This is a genomic window from Sphingobium sp., assembly GCF_048594625.1.
Lineage (GTDB): Bacteria > Pseudomonadota > Alphaproteobacteria > Sphingomonadales > Sphingomonadaceae > Sphingobium.
The window spans coordinates 20,851-40,213 of the sequence record NZ_JBMDWL010000134.1 but is presented as its reverse complement, the minus strand read 5'-3'; the positions used below and the strand labels follow the sequence as shown (position 1 = coordinate 40,213).

Sequence of the window (19,363 nt, the reverse complement as noted above, 5' to 3'; positions counted from 1 at the left end):
TACCCCATCGGTTCGGTTCGCGCGTGTCGATAACCTTTGCGAAACGGTTCTCGACAAGCGCGAACCGAACGGAGAAAAGGCGCCATGGCCAAGGTAAAACGCAAATTCGTCTGTCAGCAATGCGGCACCGTCACCACCCGGTGGCAGGGCCAGTGCGAGGATTGCGGCGAATGGAACAGCATTGTCGAAGAGGCTGCGGAGACGGTTTTTTCGCAGCGCCACGACCTGCAAAATGGCGGACGCGCCATTACCCTGGTTGGCCTCGACAGTCAGGTTGAACTTCCCCCGCGCACCAGCACCGGCATTGCGGAATTTGACCGGGCGTTGGGCGGCGGCATCGTCCATGGCTCCGCGACGCTGATCGGTGGCGATCCGGGCATCGGCAAATCGACGCTGCTGTTGCAGGCGGCGGCGCGCATCGCCTCCCGCGGCCTGTCGGTCGCCTATATCAGCGGTGAAGAGGCTGCCGATCAGGTGCGTCTGCGCGCCCAGCGCCTCGGCCTTGGCAACGCGCCGGTGCAGTTGGCCAGCGCCACCTCCGTCCGCGATATTCTGACGACGCTGGGGGAGGGGCCGCCGCCTGCGCTGCTCGTCATCGATTCAATTCAGACGATGCACAGCGACCTGATCGAAGGCGCGCCGGGCACCGTCAGCCAGGTCCGCGCCGCGTCGCAGGAACTCATCAAATTCGCGAAACAGCGCGGCACCGCCCTGATCCTCGTCGGCCATGTGACGAAGGACGGCAGCATCGCCGGTCCCCGTGTGCTGGAACATATGGTCGATACGGTGTTGGCGTTTGAGGGGGAGCGCAGCCACCAATATCGCATCCTGCGCGCGGCCAAGAACCGTTTCGGCGGCACGGATGAGATCGGCGTCTTCGCCATGGTGGCGGAGGGGCTGGAGGAAGTCACCAACCCGTCCGCCCTGTTCCTGACCAACCGCGACGAAACGGTCACCGGCGCGACCGTCTTCCCGGCGCTGGAAGGGACGCGGCCCGTGCTGGTCGAAATACAGGCGCTGGTCGTGCGCCTGTCCAGCGGCGCCACGCCCCGGCGCGCCGTAGTCGGCTGGGATAGCGGTCGGCTCGCCATGATATTGGCGGTGCTGGAGGCGCGCTGCGGCCTCAGCTTCTCGACCTGCGAAGTCTATCTGAACGTTGCGGGCGGCTATCGCCTGTCGGACCCCGCCGCCGACCTCGCCGTCGCCGCCGCGCTGATCTCCGCCATGTCGGAACGGCCGGTGCCGGTCGATGTCGTGCTGTTCGGCGAAATTGCGCTGTCCAGCGAAATCCGCCCCGTCTCCCATTCGCCCCTACGCCTGCGCGAAGCGGCAAAGCTGGGCTTTACCCGCGCCTATATCCCGGCATCGGCGGCGGATGGGGTAAAGGGAATCGCGGTCAGCGGTTTCCGCACCCTCGCACAGCTGGTTGACCAGATGCTGGGACGCGGATAGCCGCGCCGGAGATGAAATCCCAAATTTGCGAGGTCGAGATGGAGACGAAAAGGGCTGCTGGAAGAGAGAGCGTGCAGCCTGATAGCGGGGACTATCAGGCAATCGCTCGACCGCGACAGCAGCCCTTTTCGTCCCACCCGAAGGGGCGTCAGCTATCGGCCTCGCAAATTTGGGGTTTCATCGTCTTATGAACGCCATCGACATTCTCGTCCTGCTCGCCATCGGCGGTTGCGCCGTGCTGGGCCTCATGCGCGGCTTCGTGCTGGAAACGCTTTCGCTCATCGCCTGGGTACTGGCGATCTTCGCCATCCGCCTGTTTCACGCGTCGGCCGCCGAACTTTTGAGCGCCTTCGTCGGCAACAGCAGCGGCGCAGCGATGCTGGCGCTGGTCCTCGTCTTCGGCGTGACCTTCGGCGTGGGGAAAATGATCGCCCATGCCATCGGCCGCCGCACCCGTCAGTCGATCCTCGGCCCCGTCGACCGCGTGCTGGGCGCGGGCTTCGGCGCAGTAAAGGGCCTCATCGGCGCGACGATCGTCTTTCTCGCCTTCAGCCTCGTCTACGACACATTCTACGGCAGCGGCGCGCGCCGTCCCGACTGGCTGAGCGACGCCCGCACCTATCCGCTGCTCAACGCCAGCGGTCAGGCGATCAGCGAATTTCTGGCGGAACAGCGAGCGAAGAAACCCGCACCGGAGAACCAGTAAAGCGCCGTTCGGTTCGAGAGTCCTGAGCTTGTCGAAGGGCGAAAACCCTCGCGCAAGGGTTCTCGCCGTTCCACAAGCTCAGGCCTCTTGAACTGAAGGGAGGAGAAATAGTGGCATCAAAGCCACCCCTTCTCCCGATAGGCCTCCACGGTTTCGCGCAACCCGTCCAGCGTCTTCACCTGCGGCAGCCATAGGCGTTTGGGCGGCTGCCTGCGCTTTTCCACCACCCAGTCGGGATGGCAGAAATAATCCACCCGGTCGGGCGTCAGCTTGGCATGTTTGCCGCGCACCAGCCGGTCGGTCCGCGCCGCCATGCTGAGCAGCCATTGCGGCGTTGCAAATGTGCGGACGGACTTGCCCACCGCCTGTCCGATGGCCTGCCCGAAATCCTTATGATCCCATCCGTCGGGCGTGCCGTCATCCACTTCGTAGATGCGCGTCAGGCTATTTTCCCGCTCACTCGTCAGCGCCAGCAGCAGCGCCGCCAGATCGCGCACATGGATGACCGACAGCCGGCCGCCCGGCGGCAGCATCATGACCCCGCGCTTGGCCATGCGGAACAGTTCCAGCATTTCCTTGTCGCCCGGCCCGTAAATCGCGGGCGGCCGCACGATGGTCCAGTCGAGGCCGCTGGCCTTCACATGCTTTTCGGCCAGTTCCTTCGACCATCCATAATCGGAAAGCCCCGGTTCCCGCGCTGCCAGCGACGATACATGCACCAGCCGCCTGATCCCGCGCCGCCGCATCGCATCGACCACCGCCATGGTGCCGCGCGCATTGCCCGCCTCGAAACCCTCGCGGTCGGGCGCATTCACCACGCCCGCGATATGGATGACGGCGTCGGCATCGCGCACCAGCGTATCGAGCGCCGCCGCATCGTCCAGCGATCCCGGCACCCATTTCAGCTTCGCGCGTGGCGGCTGGGCGCGCCGGGTCAGCGCATTGATGCGCAACCCGTCGGCCAGCGCCTGCTCCAGCACTTCGGCGCCGACAAAACCCGTCGCGCCGGTCATGGCAATCCGCATCTGCTGCATCGCCCTTATACCATCGCCATATGGTCGCGATGGACCAGCACCGACCGGGGCATTTCGCCCAGCAGCGCCGCAATATCCTCGCTGCGTCGCCCGGCGATCTTCACGGCGGCTTCGCTGTCATATTCGATCAAGCCCCGTGCGATCACCCGGCCGTCCTGCGCCACGATGTCGACCACATCGCCCCGATCGAACAGGCCCTCGACGCTGGCGACACCGGCGGGCAGCAGGCTGTTGCCCTTGCCCAGCGCCTTTTCCGCGCCGGCATCCACGATGATCCTCCCGCGCGTCGTCAGCCGCCCGGCCAGCCAGCCCTTGCGCGCGCCTTTCCCCTGCGCCGCTAGGAATATCGATCCGCGCCCGCTTGTTGCCCAATGCGCCAGCGGCGAATCCACCTTGCCCGAAATGATGGCCAGGTGCGCACCAGCCCCGGTGGCGATGCGCGCCGCCTGAATCTTCGACACCATGCCGCCCGATCCCATGCCCGAAGCGGAGCCGGTGTCGGCCATCGCCGCGATCCGGGCGTCGATCGTCTCGATTGTTTCTATCAGCATGGCGCTGGCATCGACGTGCGGGTTGGCGGTGTAAAGCCCGTCGACATCGGAAAGCAGCGCAACCGCGTCAGCCCGTGCCGCCTGTCCGATACGCGCCGCCAGCCGATCATTGTCGCCGAACCGGATTTCGGTCGTCGCCACGCTGTCATTTTCGTTGATAACCGGCACGACATCCAGCGCCATCAGCCGCTCCAGCGTGGCCGAAGCGTTCAGGTAGCGCCGCCGGTTTTCCAGATCGTCCAGCGTCACCAGCATCTGCGCGGCGGTAATGCCCTTTTCATCCAGCAGGCTGGCCCAGCATTGCGACAGCGCGATCTGCCCGGTCGCCGCGGCCGCCTGCGCATCTTCCAACGATCCGCGCCCGCCCTTGGGCAGGTTCAGCCGCCGCGCGCCCAACGCAATCGCGCCCGACGACACGATGATGACCTGCTGCCCCGCCGCCTTGCGCTGCGCCACGTCGGCGACCAGCGTGCGCAGCCATTCCACACGCACCTGACCCGCCGGATCGACCAGCAAAGCCGACCCGATCTTGATGACCAGACGGCGGATAAGGGCAGGGGGGAAACCGGAGAGGGGGCTGGTCATGATGATCTAAACAAAATCCGTTCGGTTCGAGCGAAGTCGAGGACCGCCCAGCACCCGCTTCTCGACTTCGCTCGAAGCGAACGGGTGTGGGTGGCAGGGTTCAGATCGGCGACCAGACCGCTTCGCCCTCGTCGCCATCATCCTCGTCTTCCTGCGCGCCTTCGTCCATCATCGGCAGCACCGCGTCCAGCAATGCGCCCACGCCTTCGCCGGTCGCGCCCGAAATGATGAACACATCCTCCACGCCCGCTTCTTCGCGCAGCTGGTCGGCAATATCTTCCATCAGCTCCTGCCCCAGCAGGTCGCCCTTGTTCAGCGCCACGATCTGCGGCTTTTCGTCCAGCCCTTCGCCATAGGCTGCCAGTTCGTCGCTGACGATGCGGAACGCTTCGACCGGATCGTCGCCGGTCGCGTCCACCAGATGCAGCAGCACGCGGCACCGTTCGATATGGCCCAGGAACCGGTCGCCAATGCCCGCGCCCTCGGCCGCGCCTGCGATCAGGCCCGGAATATCGGCCAGCACGAACTCGCGGTCGCGGTGCAGCACCACGCCCAGCTGCGGCTTGGTGGTGGTAAAGGCATAGGCGCCCACCTTCGCCTTGGTATTGGTCACCTGATTGATGAAGGTCGACTTGCCCGCATTGGGCATGCCCACCAGCCCGACGTCGGCCAGCAGTTTGAGGCGCAGCCACACCCACATTTCCTGACCCGGCCAGCCCGTGCCATGCTGGCGCGGCGCGCGGTTGGTGCTGGTCTTGTAGGACAGGTTGCCCCGGCCGCCATCGCCGCCGCGCAGGAACGTCACGCGCTGCCCCACTTCGGTGAAGTCGGCCAGCACTTCCTGATCTTCATAATCGGGATAGCCGTCCTCATCCTCCGTACCCTCTATGGGCTGGGGGTCGGACAGGATCTGCGTGCCCACGGGCACCTTGACGATCAGGTCTTCGCCGCCCGCGCCATAGCGGTTCTTGCCCATGCCGGGCTGGCCGCGCTGCGCCTTGAAATGCTGGGTATAGCGGAAATCGATCAGGGTATTGAGACCCGCGACCGCTTCGAAGATGATGTCGCCGCCCTTGCCGCCATTGCCGCCGTCCGGGCCGCCATATTCGACATATTTTTCACGGCGAAAACTGACCGCGCCGGGGCCGCCCCAGCCGGATTTGATATAGATTTTGGCTTGATCGAGAAAATGCATGGCGCGCCCATAACGCCTAATCGCGAAAAGTTAAACCTCGCCCTTCGCCACTATGGTCCCGGCGTCCTGCGTCAGCGCGAAAGTCAGGCTCCTCGTGGCGATTTCGCGTGCTTTTTCGCGGGGCAGCGACAGCGCGCCCGCCATCGACCCGCCCAGTTGCGAATCGCCCAGCGCCAGCAGCACCAGCATCAGCGTATTGTCGCGGATCAGCGCCGCCATATCGGGCGTGCGGGCGCTCGCCACCAGCTTGTCGACCAGCCGGTGGATCGCTTCCACCACCGGGTCCAGCGCATCTTCGTTGCCCGACGCCAGCATCCAGCTGGCCAGCGCGCCCGCGCCCTCCCGGTCGAAGGCGTCGAACGTCATGTCGACGATGATGCGCGGGGCCAGTTCGCCGCGCCGCGCCGCGTTGACCGCTACGCCGATCTTCGCCGTAATCGTGTCGCCCAGGTGCGCGGCCAGCGCCTTCTGCAATCCCGCCGCCGAACCGAAATGGTGCAGCAGGTTGGCGTGGGTCCGCCCGATCCGCCCGCCCACGGCCTTCAGCGTCACGGCCTGCGGTCCTGCCTCGATCAGCAGGTCGCGCGCGGCCTCCACGGCGACAAGGCGGCTTTCGTCGGGGCTGAGGCGGGCGCGTTTCGCCATGGGCGTGGTCATGCCCGATCCATGGCGCAGTGACGCCGACTTGACCAGAGCATCGCCACGCTTTCTTATCCATGCATGACAGACGCTCCGACGCTTGAAACCATCCGCCTGATCCTGCGCCCGCACCGGGTGGACGACTATGCCGATTGTCGCGCCCTGTGGGCCGACGCGGGTGTCGTCCGCCATATCGGCGGCGTGCCGCAGGACGGGCAGGCGGTATGGTTCCGCATATTGCGCTACGCCGGCATGTGGTCGCTGCTGGGCCATGGCATGTGGGTGATCGAGGAACGCGACAGCGGCACCTTCCTTGGCGAAGCGGGCCTGCTCAGCGCCGAACGCGGCATAGCGCAGCTGGAGGGCGTGCCCGAGGCAGGCTGGGTGCTTGGTCCCAATGCATGGGGCAGGGGCATAGCGACCGAAGCGATGCAGGCGATCCTGTCATGGGCCGACGTCCATGTCGCATCGCCTTCCATCCGCTGTATCATCGATCCCGACAATCAGGCGTCGATCAAGGTGGCTGAAAAGCTGGGCTTTCATGCACTGGCCGATACGCTTTATGGCGGCAAGCCCACCCGCGTCTTCGATCGTCCGGCGGGCCATATCGAATCATGACATCATGATCCCGCCAACGCGGGAGCATGCCATCCGTGTGACGTTCCGGCGTTCCCGTTAAGCCGGGCGGAGGCGCTGGGGCAAATCGTCCCGGCGCCTCCGCACTTATCGTCAGAAGGCGATTCTATCGCCGGTCACGCCGCCATGGCGGGCATGGCGTCGCGATACACGTCCATGGCCGGGTCGCCGCCGGGCAATCCGGCATCGCCTTCCTCGAACAGCAGGCAATCGACCATGGCATCGCGGGCAAGGCTGTAACGCTGCGCCCTTTGTCCGGTAAAGCGGAAGCCCAGCTTGCGCAGGACGTTGCCCGACGCGGGATTGTCCGTAAAATGGCAGGATCGGATGTCGCGCACGCCATTGGCCCGCGCCATGCTCAGCACCGCGCGCGCGGCCTCTGTCGCAAAACCAAGGCCCCAATAGGGACGGGCAATCCAATAGCCGAGTTCGGGCGCGCCATCCTGGTCCAGATGGATGCCGCAACCGCCCACCAGGCGCGGCGCGCCCTGCGTGCGGGTAAAGGCCAGCAGGCGCGGCAACTGATGATGCTGCGGCAGGGCCAGAAAGGCTTCCGCATCGTCCAGGCCATAGGGGCTGGGCGCACGGCTCAGATTCCGCAGGACCGCGGGATCGCCGATGGTCCGGGCCAGCATCGGGGCATCTTCCATCCAGCCGGGACGCAGGAGCAGGCGGGGGGTACGGGCAAACATTCTCGTCTCTCCTCTTTTGCGCGCCGTTAGCCGCCAATGATGACGACTTCGCGACGCTGTGTGCTGGATGATTCCCCGCCCGCAAGACGCGTGAGAAGGCGTGGAGTTCCAGAGGCTTGAGGGAAATCGGAGGAGGGTGTGCCGCTTTATCCTTTTGTCATGATCCGGTCAGGATCGCGCAGCGGAAAAAGGGGCGCTCCCATGGAAGGAGCGCCCCTTGTTTCCCTCGAAAACCGGCAGGTGCCTGTATGACATCTGCCGGGAGGATCGCCCCTTTTGCGGGGGACGATCCGTCATCGATCGTCCGTTATTCGGCGGCCTGCGCCACGGCGTCGACCGACACATATTTGCGGCCGAGCTTGCCGGTGTGGAATACCACGCGGCCTTCGTTCAGCGCGAACAGCGTGTGGTCCTTGCCGATGCCGACGTTACGGCCCGGATAGACGCGCGTGCCGCGCTGACGGATAATGATGTTGCCGCCGATCACTTCCTGACCGCCGAACTTCTTCACGCCAAGGCGCTTCGATTCCGAATCGCGACCGTTACGCGATGAACCGCCAGCTTTCTTATGTGCCATGACCTAAACTCCTTACTTAATCTGCGCTCAGGCGATCGACACGATCTTGAGGATCGTGTGATTCTGGCGGTGACCGTTCTTGCGGCGATAGTTGTGACGACGACGCTTCTTGAAGACGATGACCTTTTCGCCCTTCGCCTGCGCGATGATTTCAGCTGCGACGGTCAGCTTGGCTGCGTCCTTCAGGTCGCCGCCTTCACCGGCCAGCAGGACGTCGTCCAGCGTAACCTTGTCGCCGGCTTCGCCAGCCAGCTTTTCAACGACGATCTTGTCTCCGGCGGCGACGCGATACTGCTTGCCGCCCGTGCGCACGATAGCGAACATGGCTTGTCTCTTCTCGTTCAAATCTGCTTTACGCAGCTCACCAAAGACATGACGCCTTGCCGACCCGCGCGGGAATGTGGCCCGTTAGTGGAATGACTCGCCTCTGTCAACCGACAGGGGTTGCGACAGGGGTGGTTTTCCGGCTTTTTAATGCCTATCTTTCCTTCAGGCAAATTTAAGGGAGCAATCGGGCGGATGCAGCATCGCGGCGCGACATGGTGGAATGGAAAGGGCATCTCCATGCGCCTGCCCATCCCTGTCGCCCTGTTGACGCTGATCGCCGTCACGCTGCTATCCGCCCTCGCGCCGCTGGGGCCACCGCTCAGCCGTGTCACCGGCTCCGCCTTCAATCCCGCGACGGCCGAAGTCGTGCTGAAGGGGCGGGCGCAGGCGGTCTCGCAACTGGCGCAGCCCGCCCGCCCGGATGGCGGCGATGGCGCGCCACCGATGATCGTGGCGCTGGCGCTCGCCATCGTCCTTCTGACGCTTCACTTCGTCCGGCCGACCTGTCCGCTGTCGGCCTATCGCGCCAATATTCGCGCCTTTGCGCCCGTCCGTACCCGTCGCGCCCGCGCGCCGCCCGCATCCTTCTGACGATTCGATTCTCCGCCCGTCGCTGACGGGCCTTCGTCACAAGAAGGAGCATTTCCATGACTCGCAGGAAAACCGAGCGGCGCACCCGGCGTCGCCCGCCCTGGTGGTTCATGCCCGCCGTCATGACCGGTCTCGCCGCCGCAGCCACCGGGCTGACGGCGATGATGATGACCGTCGCGCAATAGCCCCCGGATCGACCGTTCGGCTGGGGCCTGTCGGACAGCATGTGCTGCGTTCTCGACAAGCTCCAGCCGAACTTATCTGTTATAGACGTTGCCGAACGCGTTCGACGCGCCCGGCGACAGGAATGAAAGGCAAATATGCCCCACCACACCCCTCTGATCGGCACTATCGTCGCCGGTCTCGTCGTCGCCTTCATCATGGGGGCGATCGCCCATCGCCTCAAACTCTCGCCGCTGGTCGGCTATCTGATTGCCGGGATCATGGTCGGTCCCTTCACGCCCGGCTTCGTCGCCGATGCAGGCCTTGCCAATGAACTGGCCGAAATCGGCGTCATCCTGCTGATGTTCGGCGTCGGCCTGCACTTTTCACTGAAAGACCTGTTGTCGGTCAAGAATATCGCCGTGCCCGGCGCGATCGTGCAGATCGCGGTGGCGACCCTGCTCGGCATGGGCCTTGCCCATGTCATGGGCTGGGGTTTGATGGGCGGCATCGTCTTCGGACTGGCCCTGTCGGTCGCCAGTACGGTCGTGCTGCTGCGCGCGCTACAGGGGGCCGATCTGGTCGAAACCCGCCGTGGCCGCGTGGCGATCGGCTGGCTGATCGTGGAGGATCTGGTGATGGTCCTTGCGCTCGTCCTGCTGCCTGCGCTTGCGGGCGTCCTCAACAATGCCGATGGCACAGGCGGGGCAGGGGCGCTCGTCGCGCCGCTGCTCGGCACGCTGCTGAAGGTCGCGGGCTTCGTCGCGGTCATGCTGATCGTGGGCCGCCGCGTCATCCCCTGGGCGCTCCACTGGGTCGTCCATACCGGGTCGCGCGAACTGTTCCGTCTCGCGGTCCTGGCCATTGCGCTGGGCGTGGCGTTCGGCGCGGCGCTGGCCTTTGACGTGTCCTTCGCGCTCGGCGCTTTCTTTGCGGGCATGATTTTGGGCGAAACCCCGCTCAGCCGTCGCGCCACCGAAGAAACGCTGCCCCTGCGCGACGCTTTTGCCGTACTGTTCTTCGTGTCGGTGGGGATGCTGTTCAATCCCTCTATCGTGGTGGAACAACCCTTGCCGCTGCTGGCGACGATCCTCATCATCGTCATCGGCAAATCGATCGCCGCATGGGGCATCGTACGGGCGTTCGGCTATCCCAATGTCACCGCGCTCACCATCGCCGCCAGCCTTGCCCAGATCGGCGAATTTTCCTTCATCCTCGCCTCCTTGGGCACCGGCCTCGGCGTCCTTCCTGCCGAAGCCCGCGACCTGATCCTGGCAGGCGCGATGGCGTCGATCTTCCTCAATCCCATCCTCTTCTCGCTCATCGTGCGCGAACATAAGCAGGATGATGACGAAGAAGCCGAAGCCAGGGCGCCCGAACGCCCCCGCATCGGCCATGTCATCCTCGTCGGCTATGGCCGCGTGGGCAAGCTGATCGCCAGCCGCCTGCACGAACGGGGCGTCCATTTCGTGATCGTGGAGGGCGACCCGGAACGGGTGGAGGAAGCCGAGGAGGCCGGTCTGTCCGTCGTCAAGGGCAATGCGCTGGAGGACCGGCATCTGCTGGCCGCGGGCATCTGCGAAGCGCGCCATCTGCTGATCGCCGTGCCCGAAGGATTTGAAGGCGGCGCGATCCACGAACATGCCCGCCACCTCAATGACAGGCTGCAAGTCATCGCCCGCGCCCATAGCGATGCCGAAGTCGCGCATCTGGAGGGGCTGGGCGTGCCCCATGTCGTGATGGGTGAACGCGAACTGGCCGGGCGCATGCTGACGCTCTGCGGCGTGGGATAAGGTCAAAAAAAACGGGCCGGGAAATCATTCCCGGCCCGTTTCGGTCTGTTCTATCCCTTATCCGCGCGGCTTGCGCGGGCCGCCGGGGCGCTTGGGACCACCTTTGAACGGGCGGGCACTGTGCGCGGGCGGGCGCGGTCCACGATCATTGGGGCCACGATCGCTCGGACGACCACCGGCGCGCTTATGTTCGCGGGCCTGTTCACGCGGTGCACCGTCGATCGCCTCGAACGCGACATCCGCGCCTTCGTCTCCCGCTTCGCCCGTGCGCTTGATCGACGCGATGAACTTCGATGCGATGGCGCGCGGAATTTCGAACATGGTTTCGTTGGTGGTGATGCGGATCGCGCCGATGTCCTGACGCGACACATGGCCACGGCGGCAGATCAGCGGCAGGATCCAGCGCGGATCGGCATTCTGGCGACGGCCGATGTCCATGCGGAACCATTGCGTGTCCTCAAAGCCCGGACGCGGCCCTTCGCGGCGTGCAGGGGCTTCGCTGCGGTCCAGCAGCTCTTCGGGCGCGGGCAGCGCGGCGCGGGCGCTCTTGACCAGCATCGCCGCGATTTCCTTGGCGCTCTTTTCAGCCAGCAGTTCGGCGCCCAGTGCCCAGTCGGCCTCGTCCAGTTCCGCCTGTTCCATCAGGCTGGACCGCAGGCGCGCATTGTCCTGCTCCAGAATCGCTTCCTTGCTCGGCGGGGTGCCCCATTCGACCGGAATCTTCGCCCCGCGCAGCATCGATTCGACGCGGCGGCGGCGCGGATAGGGCACGATCAGCACGGCGGTGCCCTTCTTGCCCGCGCGCCCGGTGCGGCCCGAACGGTGCTGCATGGTTTCGGCGTCGCGCGGCAATTCCACATGCACCACCAGCGTCAGCGACGGCAGATCGATGCCACGGGCAGCCACGTCGGTCGCCACGCACACCCGCGCGCGCTTGTCGCGCAGGGCCTGCAACGCGTGGTTGCGCTCATTCTGGCTATGTTCGCCAGACAGCGCCACGGCGGCAAAGCCACGCTCGGTCAGGCTCGAATGCAGATGGCGGACATTGTCGCGCGTGGCGCAGAACAGGATCGCCGTTTCCGCTTCGTGGAAACGCAGCAGGTTGACGACGGCGTTTTCGATGTCGGACGGCGCGACGGTGACCGCCTGATAGCTGATGTCGCCATGGCCACGTTCTTCGGACATGGTCGAAATGCGCAGCGCGTCATTCTGATAGCGCTTGGCCATCGCCACGATGGGCTTGGGCATGGTCGCCGAAAACAGCAGGGTACGGCGTTCTTCGGGCGCGCTGTCCAGAATGCCTTCCAGATCCTCGCGAAAGCCCATGTCCAGCATCTCGTCCGCTTCGTCCAGCACGACGGTGCGCATCGCCGACAGGTCCAGCGCCCCGCGTTCCAGATGGTCGCGCAGGCGCCCCGGCGTGCCGACCACGATATGCGCGCCATGGGACAGGCTGCGGCGTTCCTTGGCCGCATCCATGCCGCCGACGCAGGTCGCGATGCGCGCGCGCGCCGCGCCATAGAGCCATTCCAGCTCGCGGCTCACCTGCAACGCCAGTTCGCGCGTCGGCGCGATCACCAGCGCCAGCGGCAGGCCCGCGACCGGCAGCCGCTCTGCATCGCCCAGCAATTCGCCCGCCATGGCGAGGCCAAATGCGACGGTCTTGCCCGAACCGGTCTGCGCGGACACCAGCAGATCGCGACCCTGCGCTTCTTCCTGCGTCACTTCGGACTGGACGGGGGTCAGCGCCTCATATCCCTTGGCGACAAGCGCCTGAGACAAGAGGGCGGGAAGGGTTTCAAAAGCCATTTTTCTTTTTTCCATCGGTAAAAGCGACCCGCCACGACCGACGGATACAAAGATGACCTTGTCGCTGTCGCAATGCTTGCGGACCAGCCGATGCGTCAGGTCAATGCGCACCAGTTCCTGCCGGTTGCCCGACACGCCATCTCCGCCGTGGGAAATGACGAAAGGGAAGCGCACAAAGGCCAGCTTCCCTCAAACAAGAAAGCCTCCTTCCACATTCCGAGGAAGGAGGCTTGTCTCATATGCTATAGCGCAAAAATCAGATCGAAGCGACTTCCGCCACGTCGACCTTCACGCCCGGGCCCATCGAGGACGACAGGGCGATCTTGCGGACATACTTGCCCTTCGAACCCGACGGCTTCGCCTTGACAATCGCGTCGACGAAGGCGTCGAAATTCTTGCGCAGGTCTTCGGCCGAGAAGCTCGACTTGCCGAGGCCAGCGTGGATGATACCGGCCTTTTCGACGCGGAATTCGATCTGACCACCCTTGGCGGCCTTCACGGCTTCGGCGACGTTCGGCGTCACGGTGCCCAGCTTCGGGTTCGGCATCAGGCCCTTGGGGCCCAGAACCTTACCCAGGCGACCCACCAGACCCATCATGTCGGGCGTGGCGATGACGCGCTGGAAATCGATGTTGCCGGCCTGGATCGATTCGAGCAGGTCTTCGGCGCCAACGACGTCGGCGCCAGCGTCCAGAGCGGCCTGCGCCTTGTCGTTGCGGGCGAACACGGCGACGCGAACGTCCTTGCCGGTGCCTGCGGGCAGGGTGACGACGCCACGGACCATCTGGTCGGCGTGACGCGGATCGACGCCCAGATTGATCGCGATTTCGACGCTTTCATCGAACTTGGCGGTCGCGTGGGTCTTGATGAGGCCCAGCGCCTCGTCAACGCCGTGCAGCTTTTCCTTGTCGATGGCGGCGGCCAGAACCTTCGCCTTCTTGGTGATCTTCGCCATTATATCAGCCCTCCACCACGTCGAGGCCCATCGCGCGCGCGGAACCTTCGATGATCTTCGTTGCAGCGTGGATGTCGTTCGCGTTGAGGTCAGCCATTTTGGACTGCGCGATTTCGGACAGCTGGGTGCGGGTGATCTTGCCAGCGACGACCTTGCCCGGTTCCTTGGAACCCGACTTCAGGTTGATCGCCTTCTTGATCAGGAAGGTCGCGGGCGGCTGCTTCGTGGTGAAGGTGAAGCTGCGGTCGGCATAGACGGTGATGATAGTGGGCAGCGGGGTGCCCTTGTCCATGCTGGCGGTCTGTGCGTTGAACGCCTTGCAGAATTCCATGATGTTCACGCCGCGCTGACCCAGGGCAGGGCCGATCGGCGGGGCGGGCTTTGCGTCTCCAGCGGGCACCTGGAGTTTGATATAGCCCGTAATTTTCTTGGCCATTGTCACTCACTCTTTAGCTGGCGGATGTGCAGGGCAGATCCGCCGGTTCAAGTTTAGCGGTCGAACGGTTGTCTGTGAAAACAACCTCCCGCACTTGGCTCCATCCACCCTGACGGGCGGCTTGGAAGCGCGGGCCTATAGCGATGTTCGGGCTGAAGGGAAAGGGGGTCTGTCCGATTTGCGACAGGACCCCGTTCGACCTGCTCTTTACGCCAAAAGGGTCGCCGATCCGAAGGAAAGGCGACCCTTTTTGAAAAGCGTTTCGCGGCGAATTATTTGGACAGTTCGACCTGTTCGAAATCCAGTTCCACCGGAGTCGCGCGACCGAAGATCGACACCGACACCTTGACGCGGTTCTTTTCGAAATCCAGTTCCTCGACCACGCCGTTGAAGCTGGCGAAGGGACCGTCCAGCACCTTGACGCTGTCGCCGATTTCGTAATCGACATTGACCTTGTGCTTGGGGGCGGCTTCGGCTTCCTTCTGGGCGCCGAAATAACGGGCGGCTTCGCTTTCGCTGATCGCCTGCGGCTTGCCGCTCGAACCCAGGAATCCGGTCACCTTGGGCGTGTTCTTGACCAGGTGATAGATGTCGTCGTTCATCGCCAGCTTGGCAAGGACGTATCCGGGCATGAACTTGCGCTCGACCTGAACCTTTTTGCCGCGCTTGACTTCGGTCACGGTCTCGGTGGGGACTTCCACCTGCTCGACCAGTTGCGACAGGCCCATGCGTTCGGCTTCGGACAGGATCGATTCCTTGACCTTGCTTTCGAAGCCCGAATAGGCGTGGATGATGTACCAGCGCGCCATGTTACCGTCTCAAACTCCTGTTCAGAGCGTTTATGTTCAACGACCGGCGGCCACACCCAGCAGCCACTGGACGATCGCGCCGAAGAAAGTGTCGATGCCAAAGAAGAACAGGCCCAGCAGCGACGTCATGATGACGACCATCACGCCGGTCATGATCGTTTCGCGGCCGGTCGGCCACACGATCTTCTTCGCTTCGGTCTGTACCTGATTGACGAATTCGCCGGGGGAAACCTTCGCCATCGCCTGCCTTTGCACCTTCGAAACCAACACCAAATCGCGAAGCAACAGACCGCCCTCCCGATCCCGCTCTGTATCGGCGTCCGGGGGTGCGGCCGCATGCTCCGCGACCAAATTCGCCGGCCTATATGGCCCCGATTTCTTAACCGGCAGACGGTTCGTCAGCCTCGAAATCGCTTTGCGGACTTAGCTGCGAACCCCCATGGTTACAAGGGTTCGCGGCCAGCTCGCTTGGCAGGAGTGGAGGGACTCGAACCCCCGGCATTCGGTTTTGGAGACCGACGCTCTACCAACTGAGCTACACTCCTGCACTGGCCCTAGCCAGCGAAGGAGGGCGCTTTAGCGTGGCCGGATCGGGAGGGCAAGCGACATTATGCAGCTTTTGCAATTGGGTCGCCGGGGGCCGGGCCGATGCCTGTATCGACGCTGGTCTGCCGCTCCGCCTCTGCGTTGATCTGTGCGCCCAGCAACACGATATAGGCCGACACGAACAGCCACAATTGCAACACCACGACCGCGCCCAGCGATCCGTAGGTCTTGTTGTAATTGCCGAAGGTCGAAACATAGAAGGACACGCCCAGCGTCGCGACCAGCCAGAACAGCGTCGCCGCCACCGACCCGACGGTCAGCCATTGCCATTGCGCCTGTCGCCGGTGGGGTCCGAAGCGGTAGATGAGGCCGAATATCACGCTCGCCAGCAATCCGGCGCACACCCATGTCGTCATCTTGATCGCGAACAGCACGCCCGGACCCCAGCTGGTCAGGAAATCCTGCAACAGGCCGATGATCGTCGCGGTGAACACACCTACTACGACCACCAGCACGGCGGAAAAGGTGATGCCCATCGACGTGCGATAGAATTTGAAGATGTTGCGGCCTTCCTTCTGGCCATAGACGATATTGAGCGCCTCCATGATCGCGGACGCCGCGCGGGTCGCGCCATAGACGGCGATCAGCAATGCCAGCAGCAGGCCGAATCCGATGGCGGGCTTGGCTGTGCTGACAACACCCAGCAACTGGTCGTTGATCAGGGACGCGGCGTCTTGCGGCACGACCGAGATGATCGCCTGCATATGCCGGCCGACCATGGCCGGATCGCCGAACAGACCATAGGTCAGCACCACGGCGGCCAGCAGCGGCGCGATCGACAGGAACGCATAATAGGCAACGCCTGCCGCCAGCAACCCGATATGATTGCCCGACAAGGCGCCGTGAACGCGTTTCAATATCTCCCACCACGCGCGCGGCGGGATTTTCCATGGTGCATCGACATGCACCTGCTGTGCGACCGACTGATTCATCTGTGCCCCTTGATCATGTCTTCAAAGGCAAGCGCGTGAAGGGGGCAGGGGGTTCCGTTTCGGCGAATAAAGGGCGGATGCGGGTGGTTTCCAGTCATTCCCCCTCCCGCTAGCGGGAGGGGGTTAGGGGGTGGGCTGGACTTGGCGACAGCCCACCCCGCTGCGACTAAAGCGCTATGCGCTTAAGTCTCGCTGCCCCTCCCGCCAGCGGGAGGGAGAACATGGCGGCCTCTGGCCGATCTCCAGCAATCCCCGTCCTATGTCCTATCCTGCCGAATTGCGCTAACCTCCCGTCGGCATGTTCTAACAGATGTCTGCGCTACTTTCCGATAGGATCACTGCCACGCAACGAAATTTCAGAATAAGCGGGAAATGTGTGAAGTTAAGCGCCTAATGATCGTGCTGTGGTGGGGTTACAAAAAGACCCCGCCCTTCATGATCCGCCGTGTCCGCCCCTGCACAGGCACCTTGTCGAACGGCGTATTGCCTGCCGCCGCCGCCATTTTCGCGCTGTCGACAATCCATGGCGCATCGGGATCGACGAAGATCAGGTCCGCTGCGCTGCCGGGGGCAAAGCTGCCCGCATCCACGCCCAATATGCGCGCGGGATTGGCGCTCAGCAACGTCATCAGCCGCCCCATGCTCACATGGCCGTCACGCACCAGATTGAGCGACAGCGCCAGCAAAGTCTCCGCCCCGGCCATGCCCGGCGACGCATCGGCGAAGGGCAGGCGCTTGTCCTCCGGCCCGCGCGGATCATGGCTGGATGTGATGACGTCGACCGTCCCGTCCGCAACCGCCGCCAGACTGGCCTGCCGGTCGCGCTCGTCGCGCAGCGGCGGCGAAAGCCTTGCGAAGGTCCGGAAATCGGTCGCCGCCTGATCGTTCAGGAACAGATAGGCCGGGCTGATGCCGCATGTGACCTTCAGCCCTTCCGCCTTGGCCGCGCGGATCAGGTCGAAGCCAGCCCGTGTCGTCACCAGCCGGAAATGGATCGCCGCGCCGGTTTCGCGCACCAGCATGATGTCGCGCGCGATCGCCAGGGCTTCGGCGCAGGCGGGCGCGTGCGGCAGGCCAAGCCGCGTCGCCGTCTCACCGCTGGTCGCCACCGCCTTCGCCGTCAGCCCGCCATCTTCGGCATGGGCGATGACGGTCAGGCCAAGGCCACTGGCATAGGACAGGATGCGCAGCATCACGCCCGAATCGGCGATCCACTGGCGGCCCGTGCCGACCGCCTTTGCGCCTGCCATCTGCATCAGGCCCATTTCGGCCATTTCCTTGCCCAGCAGCCCGCGGGTCGCTGCCGCGATGGGATGGACCCAGAAATCGGGCTTGCCCGCCCGCGTGGCTTCCCGGATCAGCCCGACTTCATCCAGCGGCGCGCGCTGGTCTGGCATCAGGGCTGCTCGCGTGATCCCGCCGAAATGAAAAGCCGGCTTGTCGGTCGCGAACACGCCCAGATCGATCAGGCCCGGCGCGACGACCAGTCCGCTCGCATCGACGCGCTGCGCATCGTCCGGCATGGCGACATCGCCCGCCGCGACGATCCGGTCGCCCTCGATCAGCACGGTGCCGTGGGCAGGAGCATCGCCCATGGGATCGGCGAGGCGGCCGTTGATGATGGCGATCTTGGTCATAGGTGGAACCCCAAAAATCCGTTCGGGCTGAGCCTGTCGAAGCCCCATTCTGCATTGATTGAGGCATGTGCCATCACGCGCAACCCTGCTTCCTTGCCGGTCTGGATGGTGATGCCCATCCCGCTTTTCTTGGCGGTCAGGCTGGTCAAGACCAGCCTTCCGTCCTTGCCAGTCGGGATGGTGATGCCCATCCCGTTTTTCTTTCTGGTCGGGACGGTCAAGACCATCCCTCCGTGCCCCGCGCCCCGCGCGTCAGCACGTCCAGACACGCCATGCGCACCGCCACGCCCATCGCCACCTGTTCGGTGATGGCGGACCGATCGGGATGATCGGCGACCGAACTGGTGATTTCCACGCCCCGGTTCATCGGTCCCGGATGCATCACCAGCGCATCCGGCTTGGCAATGGCCAGCCGCTCCGGCGTCAGTCCGTACAGCGCATGATATTCACGGGGGGACGGAATGAAGGCGCCATCCATCCGCTCATTCTGCAAGCGCAGCATCATGACGACATCGGCTCCGTCCAGCCCTTCGTCCATCCGGGTAAAAGGCGTCGCGCCCAGCATGTCCACTTCTGGCGGTAGCAGAGTGGGCGGGGCCACCGCACGCACCTGCGCGCCCAGCGCGGCAAGGCACAGCATGTTCGACCGCGCCACCCGGCTATGCAGCACATCGCCGCAGATCGCGACGATCAGCCCTTCGAACCCACCCTTGCGGCGACGGATGGTCAGCGCATCCAGCAACGCCTGTGTGGGATGCTGGTGCCACCCATCGCCCGCGTTCAGCACCGGACAATCCACCTTGTCCGCGATCAGCCGCACCGCGCCCGAACTGGCATGGCGGATCACGATCACGTCGGCGGCCATGGCGTTCAGCGTCATGGCGGTGTCGATCAGCGTTTCGCCCTTCTTCACGCTGGACGTCGCCGCCGCCATATTGACGACATCCGCGCCCAGCCGCTTGCCCGCAATCTCGAACGACAACAGCGTGCGCGTGCTGTTTTCGAAGAAGGCGTTGATCTGCGTCATTCCGGCCAGCCGGTCGTCATGCTTGCGCGCGCGGCCCTTGTTGGCCTGCGCCCAATGTTCCGCTTCATCCAGCAGGAACCGGATTTCCCAGGGTTTCAGGTCAGCGATGGACAGCAGATGCCTGTGCGGAAACAGCGCCCGCCCGGTGAGTTCGGGCGTCGCGTCGGGGATGAAAATGTCTGGCATGAGCCGGTGCTTTAGGGGAGCCGGTC

Annotated in this window: 22 protein-coding genes and 1 tRNA gene; 6 read left to right on the top strand and 17 right to left on the bottom strand. The window is 64.3% G+C overall.

The window, feature by feature from the left end; genetic code table 11:
* Positions 1–84 precede the first annotated feature (84 nt).
* The gene (radA, locus tag ACOJSJ_RS17325) at positions 85–1,452 is read left to right on the top strand and encodes a DNA repair protein RadA (RefSeq protein ID WP_420146199.1); all 1,368 of its coding nucleotides are present in this window, start codon (positions 85–87) and stop codon (positions 1,450–1,452) included.
* 187 nt (positions 1,453–1,639) lie between these two features.
* Complete coding sequence (locus tag ACOJSJ_RS17320; RefSeq protein WP_420146198.1) at positions 1,640–2,158, top strand: CvpA family protein; 519 nt, start codon at positions 1,640–1,642, stop codon at positions 2,156–2,158.
* Between the two features lie 116 nt (positions 2,159–2,274).
* On the opposite strand, the gene ACOJSJ_RS17315 is transcribed toward ACOJSJ_RS17320, so the two are convergent.
* From ACOJSJ_RS17315 to ACOJSJ_RS17300, 4 genes are all read right to left on the bottom strand, one after another.
* On the bottom strand, positions 2,275–3,171 hold the full coding sequence (locus ACOJSJ_RS17315; protein ID WP_420146197.1) for an NAD-dependent epimerase/dehydratase family protein: 897 nt from the start codon (positions 3,169–3,171) through the stop codon (positions 2,275–2,277).
* A gap of 26 nt (positions 3,172–3,197) precedes the next feature.
* Entirely contained in the window at positions 3,198–4,328 is a 1,131-nt protein-coding gene (gene proB, locus ACOJSJ_RS17310) for a glutamate 5-kinase (protein ID WP_420146196.1), read from the bottom strand.
* A 100-nt stretch (positions 4,329–4,428) separates the two neighbouring features.
* On the bottom strand, positions 4,429–5,523 hold the full coding sequence (gene obgE / locus ACOJSJ_RS17305) for a GTPase ObgE (protein ID WP_420146195.1): 1,095 nt from the start codon (positions 5,521–5,523) through the stop codon (positions 4,429–4,431).
* A gap of 30 nt (positions 5,524–5,553) precedes the next feature.
* Positions 5,554–6,180 (bottom strand): TetR/AcrR family transcriptional regulator, encoded by a 627-nt coding sequence (locus ACOJSJ_RS17300; protein ID WP_420146194.1) that lies wholly within the window; start codon positions 6,178–6,180, stop codon positions 5,554–5,556.
* A 63-nt stretch (positions 6,181–6,243) separates the two neighbouring features.
* Between ACOJSJ_RS17300 and ACOJSJ_RS17295 the strand changes: the two genes are divergently transcribed.
* Complete coding sequence (locus tag ACOJSJ_RS17295; RefSeq protein ID WP_420146193.1) at positions 6,244–6,780, top strand: GNAT family N-acetyltransferase; 537 nt, start codon at positions 6,244–6,246, stop codon at positions 6,778–6,780.
* A 134-nt stretch (positions 6,781–6,914) separates the two neighbouring features.
* Here ACOJSJ_RS17295 and ACOJSJ_RS17290 read toward each other — a convergent pair whose 3' ends face one another.
* From ACOJSJ_RS17290 to rplU, 3 genes are all read right to left on the bottom strand, one after another.
* Positions 6,915–7,490 (bottom strand): GNAT family N-acetyltransferase, encoded by a 576-nt coding sequence (locus ACOJSJ_RS17290; RefSeq protein WP_420146192.1) that lies wholly within the window; start codon positions 7,488–7,490, stop codon positions 6,915–6,917.
* A 307-nt stretch (positions 7,491–7,797) separates the two neighbouring features.
* Positions 7,798–8,067, bottom strand: a complete 270-nt coding sequence (gene rpmA / locus ACOJSJ_RS17285) for a 50S ribosomal protein L27 (protein WP_420146191.1) — start codon at positions 8,065–8,067, stop codon at positions 7,798–7,800.
* Between the two features lie 27 nt (positions 8,068–8,094).
* A complete protein-coding gene (gene rplU, locus ACOJSJ_RS17280; protein WP_004207901.1) occupies positions 8,095–8,391 on the bottom strand; it encodes a 50S ribosomal protein L21 in 297 nt (98 codons plus the stop codon).
* A 240-nt stretch (positions 8,392–8,631) separates the two neighbouring features.
* Here rplU and ACOJSJ_RS17275 point away from each other — a divergent pair, with 240 nt between their 5' ends.
* The 3 genes from ACOJSJ_RS17275 (at position 8,632) to ybaL (ending at position 10,940) form a co-directional block, all read left to right on the top strand.
* Positions 8,632–8,985 (top strand): hypothetical protein, encoded by a 354-nt coding sequence (locus ACOJSJ_RS17275; RefSeq protein ID WP_420146190.1) that lies wholly within the window; start codon positions 8,632–8,634, stop codon positions 8,983–8,985.
* Between the two features lie 56 nt (positions 8,986–9,041).
* Entirely contained in the window at positions 9,042–9,170 is a 129-nt protein-coding gene (locus ACOJSJ_RS17270) for a hypothetical protein (protein WP_420146189.1), read from the top strand.
* A 135-nt stretch (positions 9,171–9,305) separates the two neighbouring features.
* Positions 9,306–10,940, top strand: coding sequence for a YbaL family putative K(+) efflux transporter (gene ybaL, locus ACOJSJ_RS17265; protein ID WP_420146188.1), 1,635 nt, complete (start codon positions 9,306–9,308; stop codon positions 10,938–10,940).
* A gap of 57 nt (positions 10,941–10,997) precedes the next feature.
* Here the strand turns inward: ybaL and ACOJSJ_RS17260 are convergent, their stop codons facing one another.
* From ACOJSJ_RS17260 to ACOJSJ_RS17215, 10 genes are all read right to left on the bottom strand, one after another.
* Positions 10,998–12,749, bottom strand: a complete 1,752-nt coding sequence (locus ACOJSJ_RS17260; protein ID WP_420146202.1) for a DEAD/DEAH box helicase — start codon at positions 12,747–12,749, stop codon at positions 10,998–11,000.
* A gap of 256 nt (positions 12,750–13,005) precedes the next feature.
* Entirely contained in the window at positions 13,006–13,704 is a 699-nt protein-coding gene (gene rplA, locus ACOJSJ_RS17255; RefSeq protein WP_420146187.1) for a 50S ribosomal protein L1, read from the bottom strand.
* Positions 13,705–13,708: 4 nt separating this feature from the next.
* On the bottom strand, positions 13,709–14,140 hold the full coding sequence (rplK, locus tag ACOJSJ_RS17250) for a 50S ribosomal protein L11 (protein ID WP_420146186.1): 432 nt from the start codon (positions 14,138–14,140) through the stop codon (positions 13,709–13,711).
* A gap of 272 nt (positions 14,141–14,412) precedes the next feature.
* The gene (gene nusG, locus ACOJSJ_RS17245; RefSeq protein ID WP_420146185.1) at positions 14,413–14,949 is read right to left on the bottom strand and encodes a transcription termination/antitermination protein NusG; all 537 of its coding nucleotides are present in this window, start codon (positions 14,947–14,949) and stop codon (positions 14,413–14,415) included.
* A gap of 36 nt (positions 14,950–14,985) precedes the next feature.
* On the bottom strand, positions 14,986–15,189 hold the full coding sequence (gene secE / locus ACOJSJ_RS17240; RefSeq protein WP_420146184.1) for a preprotein translocase subunit SecE: 204 nt from the start codon (positions 15,187–15,189) through the stop codon (positions 14,986–14,988).
* A 229-nt stretch (positions 15,190–15,418) separates the two neighbouring features.
* A tRNA-Trp gene (locus tag ACOJSJ_RS17235) sits at positions 15,419–15,494 on the bottom strand.
* A gap of 63 nt (positions 15,495–15,557) precedes the next feature.
* The gene (locus ACOJSJ_RS17230; protein WP_420146183.1) at positions 15,558–16,487 is read right to left on the bottom strand and encodes a YihY/virulence factor BrkB family protein; all 930 of its coding nucleotides are present in this window, start codon (positions 16,485–16,487) and stop codon (positions 15,558–15,560) included.
* Positions 16,488–16,900: 413 nt separating this feature from the next.
* Positions 16,901–18,124, bottom strand: coding sequence for a dihydroorotase (locus ACOJSJ_RS17225; protein ID WP_420146182.1), 1,224 nt, complete (start codon positions 18,122–18,124; stop codon positions 16,901–16,903).
* Complete coding sequence (locus ACOJSJ_RS17220) at positions 18,121–18,315, bottom strand: hypothetical protein (protein ID WP_420146181.1); 195 nt, start codon at positions 18,313–18,315, stop codon at positions 18,121–18,123. Before ACOJSJ_RS17220 ends, ACOJSJ_RS17225 begins: the two co-directional genes overlap by 4 nt.
* A gap of 26 nt (positions 18,316–18,341) precedes the next feature.
* Positions 18,342–19,337 (bottom strand): aspartate carbamoyltransferase catalytic subunit, encoded by a 996-nt coding sequence (locus ACOJSJ_RS17215; protein ID WP_420146180.1) that lies wholly within the window; start codon positions 19,335–19,337, stop codon positions 18,342–18,344.
* Between the last annotated feature and the right edge of the window lie 26 nt (positions 19,338–19,363).